This window comes from Streptomyces sp. NPDC093097 (genome assembly GCF_044754325.1).
GTDB lineage: Bacteria > Actinomycetota > Actinomycetes > Streptomycetales > Streptomycetaceae > Streptomyces.
This window is the reverse complement of the sequence record NZ_JBIVOW010000032.1, coordinates 61,305-74,194: the sequence shown is the minus strand read 5'-3', so window position 1 is coordinate 74,194 and position 12,890 is coordinate 61,305. Positions and strand designations below refer to the sequence as shown.

Here is a 12,890-nt window from a genome sequence, read left to right as displayed (position 1 = left end):
CCCACAAGGGGTGGGGGCGGGGCGGGGGGGGTGGGTGTCCGGACGTAAAGCGAAGCAGTCCGGACACCCACCCCCGCAGCCCCGTCACCGCACCCGACAGCCCCGCGCAGCGGACAACAGCAACGCGCCGCAGGCGCAAAAGACAGCAACCCCCGCGGCGGGGGAGCCAACAACGTGGGAAGCAAAGCCAAGCGCAGCGGCCCGGTAACGTGACCCCGTGTGACCACGTTTATCTGGATCGCCGCCGCGATCGTCCTCATCGGTGTCTACCTGAGCTGGACGGCCGGGCGGCTGGACCGACTGCACGCGCGTATCGACGCGGCACGGGCCGCGCTGGACGCCCAGTTGCTGCGGCGGGCGTCGGTCGCGCAGGAGGTCGGGACCTCGGGGGTGCTGGACCCGGCCGCCTCGATCGTGCTCTACCAGGCCGCGCACGAGGCCCGGCAGGCGTCGGAGGACCACCGGGAGGTCGCCGAGAGCGAGCTCAGCCAGGCGCTGCGTGCCGTCTTCGAGGACGAGGCGCAGCTGGAGGCGGTGCGGGAGGCCCCGGGCGGGGAGCGGACGGTGACGGAGCTGACCGCGGCGGTGCGCCGGGTCCCGATGGCGCGCCGCTTCCACAACGACGCCGTACGGGCCGCGCGGGCGGTGCGCCGCCACCGGCTGGTCCGGTATCTGCGGTTGGCCGGTCACGCCCCGTTCCCGATGGCCTTCGAGATGGACGATCAGCCGCCGGGTGTCCTGGACGACCGCTCCGCGGGCGTCTGACCGGCCGCCGGAAGCAGGGCTTCCGGATGGTGAGACGGCAGACGCCGCAAGCCACCGGCCTCTAATTGGCTCTTTCCCCGGGTCCTTGACCAAGGGTTATGTGGGTGCCGAAGCACAACCACCCACACTGAGTGAGGTCATCGTGTCCAGCACGCCCACCACGCCCCAGAACCCCGAGACCGGAACCGCGCGCGTCAAGCGCGGTATGGCCGAGCAGCTCAAGGGCGGCGTGATCATGGACGTCGTCACGCCGGAAGAGGCGAAGATCGCCGAGGACGCCGGTGCGGTCGCCGTCATGGCCCTGGAGCGGGTCCCGGCCGACATCCGCAAGGACGGCGGCGTGGCCCGTATGTCCGACCCCGACATGATCGACGGCATCATCGACGCGGTGTCCATCCCGGTCATGGCCAAGTCCCGGATCGGTCACTTCGTCGAGGCCCAGGTCCTCCAATCGCTCGGCGTCGACTACATCGACGAGTCCGAGGTCCTCACCCCGGCCGACGAGGTCAACCACTCCGACAAGTGGGCCTTCACCACCCCCTTCGTCTGCGGCGCCACCAACCTCGGTGAGGCGCTCCGCCGGATCGCCGAGGGCGCGGCCATGATCCGCTCCAAGGGCGAGGCCGGCACCGGCAACGTCGTCGAGGCGGTCCGTCACCTGCGCCAGATCAAGAGCGAGATCGCCAAGCTGCGCGGCTGCGACCACAACGAGCTGTTCGCCGCCGCCAAGGAGCTGCGCGCGCCGTACGAGCTGGTCAAGGAGGTCGCCGAGCTGGGCAAGCTGCCCGTCGTGCTGTTCTCCGCCGGTGGCGTCGCCACCCCGGCCGACGCGGCGCTGATGCGTCAGCTCGGCGCCGAGGGCGTCTTCGTCGGCTCCGGCATCTTCAAGTCCGGCGACCCGGCCAAGCGCGCCGCCGCGATCGTGAAGGCCACCACCTTCTACGACGACCCGAAGGTCATCGCGGACGTCTCCCGCAACCTGGGCGAGGCCATGGTCGGCATCAACTGCGACACCCTCCCCGAGGCCGAGCGCTACGCCAACCGCGGCTGGTAAGGACGCAGAGATGAGCACCACTCCCACCATCGGTGTGCTGGCGCTCCAGGGCGACGTCCGCGAGCATCTGAAGGCGCTCGCGGACGCCGGCGCCCGGACGCTCCCGGTGCGCCGTCCCGAGGAGCTCGCCGAGGTCGACGGCCTGGTCATCCCGGGCGGTGAGTCCACCACGATGTCCAAGCTGGCGGTCACGTTCGGCATGCTGGAGCCGCTGCGCGCGTTCGTCCGGGCGGGCCGGCCGGTCTACGGCACCTGCGCCGGCATGATCATGGTCGCGGACAAGCTGCTGGACGCCAGGGACGACCAGGAGACGCTCGGCGGCATCGACATGATCGTGCGCCGCAACGCCTTCGGGCGGCAGAACGAGTCCTTCGAGGCGGCCGTCGAGGTCGCGGGGATCGACGGCGGTCCCGTGGAGGGCGTCTTCATCCGCGCGCCCTGGGTCGAGTCGATCGGTGCCCCGGTCGACGTCCTGGCGACGTACGGTGGACACACGGTGGCCGTGCGGCAGGGTAACGTCCTCGCCACGTCGTTCCACCCGGAGTTGACCGGCGACCACCGGATCCATGCGCTCTTCGTGGACATGGTGCGTGCGGCGGCGCCACAGGGAGAGCGCGCATAAGCGCTCAGTGAGGGGCGGAGGTCGGGGGACCGGCGGCCGTCCCGGTAGGATCTGGGGCGATCGTTTTCTGAAATTGGTTACGCGAAGGAGACAGGCGGATGTCCGGCCACTCTAAATGGGCTACGACGAAGCACAAGAAGGCCGTGATCGATGCCAAGCGCGGCAAGCTCTTCGCGAAGCTGATCAAGAACGTCGAGGTCGCGGCGCGGATGGGCGGCGTCGACCTGGAAGGCAACCCGACGCTGTACGACGCCGTGCAGAAGGCGAAGAAGCAGTCGGTCCCGAACAAGAACATCGACTCCGCGATCAAGCGCGGCGGCGGTCTTGAGGCCGGCGGCGCCGACTACGAGACGATCATGTACGAGGGCTACGGCCCCAACGGTGTCGCGGTCCTCATCGAGTGCCTCACCGACAACCGCAACCGTGCCGCGTCCGACGTCCGCGTCGCGATGACCCGCAACGGCGGTTCGATGGCCGACCCCGGTTCGGTGTCGTACCTCTTCAACCGCAAGGGCGTGGTGATCGTCCCCAAGGGCGAGCTGTCCGAGGACGACGTCCTGGGCGCGGTCCTGGACGCCGGTGCCGAGGAGGTCAACGACCTCGGTGAGTCCTTCGAGGTGCTCAGCGAGGCCACCGACCTGGTCGCGGTGCGCACCGCGCTCCAGGAGGCCGGTATCGACTACGACTCGGCCGAGGCCAACTTCGTCCCGACCATGCAGGTCGAGCTGGAGGAAGAGGGCGCGCGCAAGATCTTCAAGCTGATCGACGCGCTGGAGGACAGCGACGACGTGCAGAACGTCTTCGCCAACTTCGACGTGTCGGACAGCGTCATGGCCGCCATCGACTGACCTGGCGCCCACGGCGTCCCGCTGCCGCGGGGCGAGGGTCGCAGGTGACGACGTCAGGGCCGGGGCCGGCGCCTGACGGTCGCGGCACTGACCGGTCGTACGACGGGCCGGCGGGGACACCACCCCGCCGGCCCGTCGGCTTGTCAGTGGCAGCCACTAATCTGCGGGAACGTAAGGAACAGACGACCGAACGACGGCGAGGGGCGGGGCCCGATGAAGGTGCTGGGGGTGGACCCGGGGCTGACGCGGTGCGGGGTCGGCGTGGTCGACGGGGTCGCCGGACGGCCGTTGACCATGGTCGGTGTCGGCGTCGTGCGCACCCCGGCGGACGCGGACACCGCGGAGCGCCTGGTCATGATCGAGCGCGGCATAGACGAGTGGCTCGACACGCACCGGCCCGAATACGTCGCCGTGGAGCGGGTCTTCAGCCAGCACAACGTCCGTACGGTCATGGGAACCGCCCAGGCCAGCGCGGTCGCCATGCTGTGCGCCGCCCGCCGCGGCCTGCCGGTCGCGCTGCACACGCCCAGCGAGGTCAAGGCCGCGGTCACCGGCTCGGGACGGGCCGACAAGGCGCAGGTCGGCGCGATGGTGACCCGCCTTCTGCGGCTGTCCGCACCGCCCAAGCCGGCCGACGCCGCCGACGCCCTGGCCCTGGCCATCTGCCACATCTGGCGCGCCCCCGCGGTCAACCGCCTCCAGCAGGCCCAGGCCGCCGCCCGCCGCACCCCCGTTCCCGCACGCACGTTGAAGGGCAACCGATGATCGCCTTTGTCTCCGGCCCGGTCGCGGCCCTCGCACCGGACACCGCCGTCGTCGAGGTCGGCGGGATCGGCATGGCCGTCCAGTGCACGCCGAACACCCTCTCCGGCCTCCGGATCGGCCAGCCCGCCAAGCTCGCCACCTCCCTCGTCGTCCGCGAGGACTCCCTCACCCTCTACGGCTTCGCCGACGACGACGAGCGGGGGACCTTCGAGCTGCTCCAGACCGCCAGCGGCGTCGGCCCCCGGCTCGCCCAGGCGATGCTCGCGGTGCACTCCCCGGACGCGCTGCGGCTCGCGGTGTCCACCGGGGACGAGAAGGCGCTGACGGCCGTGCCGGGCATCGGCAAGAAGGGCGCCCAGAAGCTGCTGCTGGAGCTGAAGGACCGGCTCGGCTCGCCCGTCGGCAGTGCCCGCCCGGTCGCCGGGGCCGCGGCGCCGGCCGGCTGGCGCGACCAGCTCCAGGCCGCGCTGGTCGGTCTGGGGTACGCCGCCAAGGAGGCCGACGAGGCGGTCGCCGCGGTGGCCCCGCAGGCCGAGGCGGCTGCCGCCGCGGGTGGCACGCCCCAGGTGCCGCAGCTGCTCAAGGCGGCGCTGCAGACCCTCAACCGCGCCCGATGACCCTCCCGGCCCGGCGCCCCCGACCGTACGACCACGCAGGCGGCCCGACCGCCCCGACCCCGCGAGGCATTCCGCAGTGAACTGGGACGACACCGCACCGTCCACCGCCGAGGAGTCCGCCGGCGGCCCGGCCGACCGGCTGGTGGGAGCCGACGCCGACGGCGAGGAGAACGCCGTCGAGGCCGCGCTGCGGCCCAAGGATCTCCAGGAGTTCGTCGGCCAGGAGCGGGTCCGCGAACAGCTCGACCTGGTGCTGAAGGCGGCCCTCGCCCGCGGTGCCACCGCCGACCACGTGCTGCTCTCCGGTGCGCCGGGCCTCGGCAAGACCACCCTCTCCATGATCATCGCGGCCGAGATGGGAGCTCCGATCCGGATCACCTCCGGTCCGGCCATCCAGCACGCCGGCGATCTGGCGGCGATCCTCTCCTCGCTCCAGGAGGGCGAGGTCCTCTTCCTCGACGAGATCCACCGGATGTCCCGGCCCGCCGAGGAGATGCTCTACATGGCGATGGAGGACTTCCGGGTCGACGTGATCGTCGGCAAGGGCCCGGGCGCCACCGCCATCCCGCTGGAGCTGCCCCCGTTCACCCTGGTCGGGGCCACCACCCGGGCCGGGCTGCTGCCGCCGCCGCTGCGCGACCGGTTCGGTTTCACCGGCCACATGGAGTTCTACGCCCCGGCCGAGCTCCAGCGCGTCATCCACCGCTCCGCCGGTCTGCTCGACGTGGTCATAGAGCCCGACGGCGCCGCCGAGATCGCCGGCCGCTCCCGCGGCACGCCCCGGATCGCCAACCGGCTGCTGCGCCGGGTCCGCGACTACGCCCAGGTCAAGGCCGACGGCGTGATCACCCGCGAGGTCGCCGCGCAGGCCCTGGGGGTCTACGAGGTCGACAGCCGGGGGCTGGACCGGCTCGACCGGGCGGTGCTGACCGCCCTGCTCAAGCTGTTCGGCGGCGGCCCGGTCGGGCTGTCCACCCTCGCGGTCGCGGTGGGGGAGGAGCGGGAGACGGTCGAGGAGGTCGCCGAGCCGTTCCTGGTCCGGGAGGGACTGCTGGCGCGTACGCCGCGCGGTCGGATCGCCACCCCGGCCGCCTGGGCCCACCTCGGACTGGTTCCGCCGCAGCAAGCGGGCGGAACCGGACAGCACGGCCTGTTCGAGGCATGACGGCGCGGGGAGTCGCCCGGTCAGGAACTGCGGTGCGATGCTGGGCGTTGTTCCTGTGGTGCGGACTCGCTTAGACTCCGCCGATGCCGTCCGCATGGACGGTATTTCCACCCCTGTATACGAGACCGCGGCGCAGCGGTCGTGCGAAGGATTTCCGTCCCGTGAGTATCGTGACTCTCCTCCCCTTCATCGTCCTCATCGGGGCCATGTTCCTGATGACGCGGTCCGCCAAGAAGAAGCAGCAGGCGGCCCAGCAGATGCGCGACGATATGCAAGCCGGCACCGGCGTCCGGACCATCGGCGGCATGTACGCCACGGTCAAGGAGATCCACGAGGACACCGTCCTCCTGGAGGTCGCCCCCGGCGTGCACGCCATCTACGCCAAGAACGCCATCGGCGCGGTGCTCGCGGACGAGGAGTTCAACCGCATCCTGGACGGCGCCGACCCGGTCGTCGGCGAGGACCGCCCGGTCGTGCCGGACGACGTCTCGTCGCTGACCGACGCCGACGAGGCCACCGAAAAGGGTGACGAGGCCGGCAAGAAGATCGACCTGGGCAAGGCCGAGGCCGACAAGGTCGACGAGCCCGCCGAGAAGGACAAGGACGCCGAGGGCGACAAGGCCGCCGACGCCGAGTCCGCCAAGGACGACAAGAAGGCCGGCGGCGCCGACGCGAAGTAGTCCGTTCCGCAGTGGGGAACCGCGGCACGCCCCTGTTCGGGCGCACCGCGGTTCCCGGACGGTCTAGGCTCCGGCGGGGGCAGGTCCCCACAACACTTCGTGGCCGCTCGGCAGACATCCCAGGCCGAGGGGTTGGACAGGGAGAATCGACAAGGTGGCAGCACCGAAAAAGGGCCGTAGGGCGCCCGCGAGCCAGGGGCATCCAGGGCGCACCCTGATCCTGATCGTGATCGTGATGGCGGCACTGGTCGGAGGGATGTTCTACTCCGGCACGAAGGCCCCCCGGTTGGGCATCGACCTGGCGGGCGGCACCAGCTTCACGCTGGCGGCGCAGAACCAGCCGGGGAAGCCCAATGCGATCAACGAGACCAACATGAACACCGCCGCCGGCATCATGGAGCGGCGGGTCAACGGTCTCGGCGTGTCCGAGGCCGAGGTCCAGACGCAGGGCGAGAGCCACATCATCGTGAACATCCCCAAGGGGACGGACGCGAAGCAGGCCCGCCAGCAGGTCGGTACCACCGCCCAGCTCGGTTTCCGGCCGGTGCTGACCACCACCGCCGGCACCAAGACGCCCGAGCCCAAGCCCAGCCCCTCCGCGGGCGGCAAGCAGGGCACTGGCGGCAAGGGCTCCTCGCCGACCCCGACCGCCAGCGCCACCACCCAGGGCCGCGCGGTCACGGACGCGCTGAAGAAGCCGTCCACCTCGCCCTCGGCGTCTGCCTCGGACAAGCCCGCCACGCCGCCGACGCCGCCCGTTCCCGGTGGCACGGACATCCCGGCCGCGCTGCAGAAGCAGTTCGCGGCGCTGGACTGCTCCACCAAGGCCAGCCGCGCCAAGGCCGGTGAGGCCGCCGCCGGCGCCAAGCCCTCCGACCCGGTCGTGGCCTGCAAGGACGACGGTTCGCAGAAGTACGTGCTCGGCCCGGTCGGTGTCGAGGGCACGGACGTCAAGGACGCCAAGGCGGTCTTCGACAGCCAGCAGGGCCAGGGCTGGATCGTCCAGATGGACTTCACCTCCGAGGGCGGCAAGAAGTTCGCGGACATCACCGGCAAGCTCGCCGCCAAGACGCAGCCGCAGAACCAGTTCGCGATCGTGCTGGACGGCGCGGTGGTCTCCGACCCGCGCGTCAGCGAGCGGCTCAACGGCGGCAGCGCCACCATCTCCGGCGGTTTCACCCAGCAGACCGCCGAGGACCTCGGCAACATGCTGTCGTACGGCGCCCTGCCGCTCTCCTTCAAGATCGACGACGAGACCACGGTCACCGCGGCGCTCGGCGGCGAGCAGCTTCAGGCCGGTCTGATCGCCGGTGCCATCGGCCTTGCGCTGGTCGTCGTCTACCTGGTCGCCTACTACCGCGGTCTGGCGCTGGTCGCGCTGGCGAGCCTGGCGGTCTCAGGGGTCCTGACGTACACGATCATGACGCTGCTCGGCCCGGCCATCGGGTTCGCGCTGAACCTCCCGGCGGTCTGCGGCGCCATCGTCGCCATCGGTATCACCGCCGACTCGTTCATCGTCTACTTCGAGCGGATCCGGGACGAGATCCGCGAGGGCCGTTCGCTGCGCCCGGCCGTCGAGCGCGGCTGGCCGCGGGCCCGTCGCACGATCCTGGTCTCCGACTTCGTGTCGTTCCTGGCCGCGGCGGTGCTGTTCGTCGTCACCGTCGGCAAGGTGCAGGGCTTCGCGTTCACGCTGGGTCTGACCACTCTGCTCGACGTCGTCGTGGTCTTCCTGTTCACCAAGCCCCTGATGACGATCCTGGCCCAGCGGAAGTTCTTCGCCTCGGGGCACTCCTGGTCCGGCCTCGACCCCAAGCGCCTGGGCGCCAAGCCGCCACTGCGCCGTCGTCGCACCGCCCCCACCCTGACGAAGGAGGCGTGAGATGTCCAAGCTCGGCAACCTCGGCGCCCGGCTGTACCGCGGTGAGGTCGGCTACGACTTCATCGGCAAGCGGATGATCTGGTACGGCGTCTCGATCCTGATCACCATCACGGCCATCGTCGGCCTGGCGGTGCGGGGCATGAACATGGGCATCGAGTTCTCCGGCGGTGCGGTCTTCACCACCCCGAAGACCTCGGTCTCCACCACGGAGGCGCAGCACACCGCCGAGGCGGCGGCCCCCGGCCATCAGGCCATGGTGCAGCAGCTCGGCGGCGGCGCCCTGCGCATCCAGATCAGCGGTCTGGACACCAAGCAGTCGCTGCCCGTCCAGGAGAAGATCGCCACGGAACTCAAGGTTCCGGTCAAGGACGTCAACACCCAGCTGGTCGGCCCGAGTTGGGGCGAGCAGATCGCCAACAAGGCGTGGCTGGGCCTGGGGATCTTCATGGTCCTCGTGGTGCTCTACCTGGCCGTCGCCTTCGAGTGGCGAATGGCGGTCGCCGCACTGGTCGCCCTGATCCACGACCTGACGATCACCGTCGGCGTCTACGCCCTGGTCGGCTTCGAGGTCACCCCGGGCACGGTCATCGGTCTGCTGACGATCCTCGGTTACTCGCTCTACGACACCGTCGTGGTCTTCGACAGCCTCAAGGAAGCCTCCAAGGACATCACCAAGCAGACCCGCTTCACCTACAGCGAGGTCGCCAACCGCAGCATCAACAGCACCCTGGTGCGGTCGATCAACACCACGGTCGTGGCGCTGCTCCCGGTCGCCGGTCTGCTGTTCGTCGGCGGTGGCGTGCTGGGCGCGGGCATGCTCAACGACATCTCGCTCGCGCTGTTCGTGGGTCTGGCCGCCGGCGCCTACTCGTCGATCTTCATCGCGACGCCGCTGGTCGCCGACCTGAAGAACCGCGAGCCGCAGATGAAGGCGCTGGCCAAGCGGGTCGCCGCCAAGCGCGACTCGGCCGACGCCAAGGAGGCGGCCCGCGAGGAGCAGGGCGACGCGGACGAGCCGGTGGCCGAGGGTGACGAAGGTGCCGCGGTGGTCGGTCCCCGCTCCCAGTCCGCGACCCGCAACCGCGGTCGCGGCCGTGCCTCGGGGCGGCGCCGATGAGCGCCTCCGCCGAGCTGCGTGAGCTGCTCCTCGACCGGATCGCGGACGTCCCGGACTACCCGGAGCCGGGCGTGGTGTTCAAGGACATCACCCCGCTGCTCGCCGATCCGACCGCGTTCCGCGCCCTGACCGGCGCCTTCGTCGACCTCTGCGCCCGCCTCCGGGTGGACAAGGTGGTGGGCCTGGAGGCTCGCGGCTTCATCCTCGCCGCGCCGGTCGCGGTGGCCGCCGGGATCGGCTTCGTCCCGGTCCGCAAGGCCGGCAAGCTGCCGCGCGCGAGGCTGGGCCAGGCCTACGAGCTGGAGTACGGCACCGCCGAGATCGAGGTGCACGCCGATGCGCTGGCGCCCGGCGAGCGGGTGCTGGTGATAGACGACGTGCTGGCCACCGGCGGCACCGCGGACGCCACGCTCCAGCTGATCCGCCGGGCCGGCGCCGAGGCGGTGGGCGTGGCGGTGCTGCTGGAGCTCGGCTTCCTCGGCGGGCGGCAGCGGCTGGAGCCGGACCTGAAGGGCGCTCCGCTGGAGGCCCTGATCACGGTCTGAGCCGTCGCCGGCGCCCGTCCGGCACCCGTATGGACGACAGCGGGGGCATCCGGAACATTCCGGGTGCCCCCGCTGCTGTGTCAGGTACGGACCCGCGGCCGCGGGGCAGCCGTGGCCAAGGGCTCGATACCATGGCACCCCGGCCGCTTCGAGGCCCTGGGGTCCGTACCCGCATGAGGAGTGCCCTTGCCAGACGAGGCCCAGCCGCTCTCCCCCGGACCGCGTCCGACGGGGACCCCCGCCGTGCGTCCGGACGAGCCGAAGCCGCAGCCCGCGGTTTCCTCCGACGCGCAGAAGCCCGAGCGGCAGAGCGCGGCCGACGGCGCCGCCGCGGCCGCCGCGCCCCAGGCCCCCGCCGGCCGGCCCCGCCCGACGCCGGCACCGCAGCCGCCGACCAAGCCGCTGCCGACCGCCCCGGCCGGCCGTTCCGGCTCGCCCAACCGCGTCCGGGCCCGCCTCGCCCGGCTGGGCGTCCAGCGCTCCAGCCCGTACAACCCGGTCCTGGAGCCGCTGCTGCGGGCCGTCCGCAGCAACGACCCGAAGATCGAGACCGCCACGCTGCGCCAGGTCGAGCGGGCCTACCAGGTCGCCGAGCGCTGGCACCGCGGGCAGAAGCGCAAGAGCGGCGACCCGTACATCACCCACCCGCTCGCGGTCACCACCATCCTCGCGGAGCTGGGCATGGACCCGGCGACGCTGATGGCCGGGCTGCTGCACGACACCGTCGAGGACACCGAATACGGCCTCGACACCCTGCGCCGGGACTTCGGCGACCAGGTCGCGCTGCTCGTCGACGGCGTCACCAAGCTGGACAAGGTCAAGTTCGGCGAGGCCGCGCAGGCCGAGACGGTCCGCAAGATGGTCGTGGCGATGGCCAAGGACCCGCGCGTCCTGGTCATCAAGCTCGCCGACCGGCTCCACAACATGCGCACCATGCGCTACCTCAAGCGGGAGAAGCAGGAGAAGAAGGCCCGCGAGACGCTGGAGATCTACGCCCCGCTGGCGCACCGGCTGGGCATGAACACCATCAAGTGGGAGCTGGAGGACCTCGCGTTCGCGATCCTCTATCCCAAGATGTACGACGAGATCGTCCGGCTGGTCGCCGAGCGCGCGCCCAAGCGGGACGAGTATCTGGCGATAGTGACCGACGAGGTCCAGGCCGACCTCCGTGCCGCCCGCATCAAGGCCACCGTCACCGGCCGGCCGAAGCACTACTACAGCGTCTACCAGAAGATGATCGTGCGCGGCCGCGACTTCGCCGAGATCTACGACCTGGTGGGCATCCGTGTCCTCGTCGACACCGTCCGGGACTGCTATGCGGCCCTGGGCACCATCCACGCGCGGTGGAATCCGGTCCCCGGCCGGTTCAAGGACTACATCGCGATGCCCAAGTTCAACATGTACCAGTCGCTGCACACGACGGTGATCGGCCCCAGCGGCAAGCCCGTTGAGCTCCAGATCCGCACCTTCGACATGCACCGGCGCGCCGAGTACGGCATCGCCGCGCACTGGAAGTACAAGCAGGAGGCGGTCGCCGGCGCCTCCAAGGTGCGCACCGACGCGCCCAAGGGCGCCGGCCAGGACACCGTCAACGACATGGCCTGGCTGCGGCAGTTGCTGGACTGGCAGAAGGAGACCGAGGACCCGGGCGAGTTCCTGGAGTCGCTGCGCTTCGACCTCTCGCGCAACGAGGTCTTCGTCTTCACGCCGAAGGGCGACGTGATAGCGCTGCCGGCCGGCGCCACCCCGGTCGACTTCGCCTACGCGGTGCACACCGAGGTCGGCCACCGCACGATAGGGGCGCGGGTCAACGGCCGCCTCGTCCCGCTCGAATCGACGCTGGACAACGGCGACTTGGTGGAGGTCTTCACCTCCAAGGCGCCCGGCGCGGGCCCGTCCCGCGACTGGCTGAGCTTTGTGAAGTCCCCGCGCGCCCGCAACAAGATCCGCGCGTGGTTCTCCAAGGAGCGCCGCGACGAGGCGATCGAGCAGGGCAAGGACGCCATCGCGCGGGCCATGCGCAAGCAGAACCTGCCGATCCAGCGGATCCTCACCGGCGACTCCCTGGTCACCCTCGCGCACGAGATGCGCTACCCCGACATCTCCTCGCTCTACGCCGCCATCGGCGAGGGCCATGTCGCCGCGCAGGGTGTCGTCCAGAAGCTGGTCCAGGCGCTCGGCGGGCAGGACGAGGCCACCGAGGACATCGCCGAGTCGACGCCGATCCGGCCCCGTTCCAAGCGCAGGACCAGCGCGGATCCGGGTGTGGTCGTCAAGGGCGTGGACGATGTGTGGGTCAAGCTCGCGCGCTGCTGCACGCCGGTGCCGGGCGACCCCATCATCGGGTTCGTCACCCGCGGCAGCGGCGTCTCGGTGCACCGCGCGGACTGTGTGAACGTGGACTCGCTCTCCCGGCAGCCCGAGCGGATCCTCGAGGTCGAGTGGGCGCCGACCCAGTCGTCGGTCTTCCTCGTCGCCATCCAGGTGGAGGCGCTGGACCGCTCCCGGCTGCTGTCGGACGTCACCCGGGTCCTGTCCGACCAGCACGTCAACATCCTCTCCGCGGCCGTGCAGACCTCCCGGGACCGGGTCGCCACCTCGCGCTTCACCTTCGAGATGGGCGATCCCAAGCACCTGGGGCACGTCCTGAAGGCCGTCCGGGGCGTCGAAGGGGTCTACGACGTCTACCGGGTGACCTCGGCGCGCCGGCCCTGAGCGCAGGCGCACACGGGAACGGCCCGCCGGGAGAACCCCGGCGGGCCGTTCCGTACGGCACCTCAGCCACTCGTTGAGGAACCCCCACGGCGCTCGACCGCCGCGAGAGCGGCGG

Annotated in this window: 12 protein-coding genes; all 12 read left to right on the top strand. The window is 71.1% G+C overall.

Going from position 1 to position 12,890, the window contains the following annotated elements:
* Positions 1-219: 219 nt before the first annotated feature.
* The 12 genes from ACIQE0_RS35760 to ACIQE0_RS35705 all read left to right on the top strand — a co-directional run bounded on the left by ACIQE0_RS35760 (position 220) and on the right by ACIQE0_RS35705 (position 12,775).
* Positions 220-765: a hypothetical protein gene (locus tag ACIQE0_RS35760; RefSeq protein ID WP_402339751.1), complete on the top strand. Its 546-nt coding sequence runs from the start codon at positions 220-222 to the stop codon at positions 763-765.
* 142 nt (positions 766-907) lie between these two features.
* The gene (gene pdxS, locus ACIQE0_RS35755; RefSeq protein ID WP_402339748.1) at positions 908-1,819 is read left to right on the top strand and encodes a pyridoxal 5'-phosphate synthase lyase subunit PdxS; all 912 of its coding nucleotides are present in this window, start codon (positions 908-910) and stop codon (positions 1,817-1,819) included.
* Between the two features lie 10 nt (positions 1,820-1,829).
* Positions 1,830-2,441 (top strand): pyridoxal 5'-phosphate synthase glutaminase subunit PdxT, encoded by a 612-nt coding sequence (pdxT, locus tag ACIQE0_RS35750; protein WP_402339745.1) that lies wholly within the window; start codon positions 1,830-1,832, stop codon positions 2,439-2,441.
* Between the two features lie 98 nt (positions 2,442-2,539).
* Positions 2,540-3,289, top strand: a complete 750-nt coding sequence (locus tag ACIQE0_RS35745; protein ID WP_366336909.1) for a YebC/PmpR family DNA-binding transcriptional regulator — start codon at positions 2,540-2,542, stop codon at positions 3,287-3,289.
* Between the two features lie 213 nt (positions 3,290-3,502).
* Entirely contained in the window at positions 3,503-4,054 is a 552-nt protein-coding gene (gene ruvC / locus ACIQE0_RS35740) for a crossover junction endodeoxyribonuclease RuvC (RefSeq protein WP_402339742.1), read from the top strand.
* Entirely contained in the window at positions 4,051-4,671 is a 621-nt protein-coding gene (ruvA, locus tag ACIQE0_RS35735; RefSeq protein ID WP_366336905.1) for a Holliday junction branch migration protein RuvA, read from the top strand. The genes ruvC and ruvA overlap by 4 nt, the downstream gene beginning before the upstream one ends.
* A 76-nt stretch (positions 4,672-4,747) precedes the next feature.
* On the top strand, positions 4,748-5,836 hold the full coding sequence (gene ruvB, locus ACIQE0_RS35730; protein ID WP_366336903.1) for a Holliday junction branch migration DNA helicase RuvB: 1,089 nt from the start codon (positions 4,748-4,750) through the stop codon (positions 5,834-5,836).
* 161 nt (positions 5,837-5,997) lie between these two features.
* On the top strand, positions 5,998-6,516 hold the full coding sequence (yajC, locus tag ACIQE0_RS35725; RefSeq protein WP_366336901.1) for a preprotein translocase subunit YajC: 519 nt from the start codon (positions 5,998-6,000) through the stop codon (positions 6,514-6,516).
* 154 nt (positions 6,517-6,670) lie between these two features.
* Entirely contained in the window at positions 6,671-8,398 is a 1,728-nt protein-coding gene (gene secD / locus ACIQE0_RS35720) for a protein translocase subunit SecD (protein WP_402339737.1), read from the top strand.
* Between the two features lies 1 nt (position 8,399).
* Positions 8,400-9,515, top strand: a complete 1,116-nt coding sequence (gene secF, locus ACIQE0_RS35715) for a protein translocase subunit SecF (RefSeq protein WP_402339734.1) — start codon at positions 8,400-8,402, stop codon at positions 9,513-9,515.
* On the top strand, positions 9,512-10,060 hold the full coding sequence (locus tag ACIQE0_RS35710) for an adenine phosphoribosyltransferase (protein WP_366336895.1): 549 nt from the start codon (positions 9,512-9,514) through the stop codon (positions 10,058-10,060). Before secF ends, ACIQE0_RS35710 begins: the two co-directional genes overlap by 4 nt.
* 186 nt (positions 10,061-10,246) lie before the next feature.
* Positions 10,247-12,775, top strand: coding sequence for a bifunctional (p)ppGpp synthetase/guanosine-3',5'-bis(diphosphate) 3'-pyrophosphohydrolase (locus ACIQE0_RS35705; protein ID WP_366336893.1), 2,529 nt, complete (start codon positions 10,247-10,249; stop codon positions 12,773-12,775).
* Positions 12,776-12,890: the final 115 nt, after the last annotated feature.

Coding starts and splice junctions, on each gene's coding strand:
- pdxT (WP_402339745.1), top strand. CDS start 1,830: ATGAGCACCACTCCCACCATCGGTGTGCTGGCGCTCCAGGGCGACGTC.
- ruvC (WP_402339742.1), top strand. CDS start 3,503: ATGAAGGTGCTGGGGGTGGACCCGGGGCTGACGCGGTGCGGGGTCGGC.
- secF (WP_402339734.1), top strand. CDS start 8,400: ATGTCCAAGCTCGGCAACCTCGGCGCCCGGCTGTACCGCGGTGAGGTC.
- ruvA (WP_366336905.1), top strand. CDS start 4,051: ATGATCGCCTTTGTCTCCGGCCCGGTCGCGGCCCTCGCACCGGACACC.
- ACIQE0_RS35745 (WP_366336909.1), top strand. CDS start 2,540: ATGTCCGGCCACTCTAAATGGGCTACGACGAAGCACAAGAAGGCCGTG.
- ACIQE0_RS35710 (WP_366336895.1), top strand. CDS start 9,512: ATGAGCGCCTCCGCCGAGCTGCGTGAGCTGCTCCTCGACCGGATCGCG.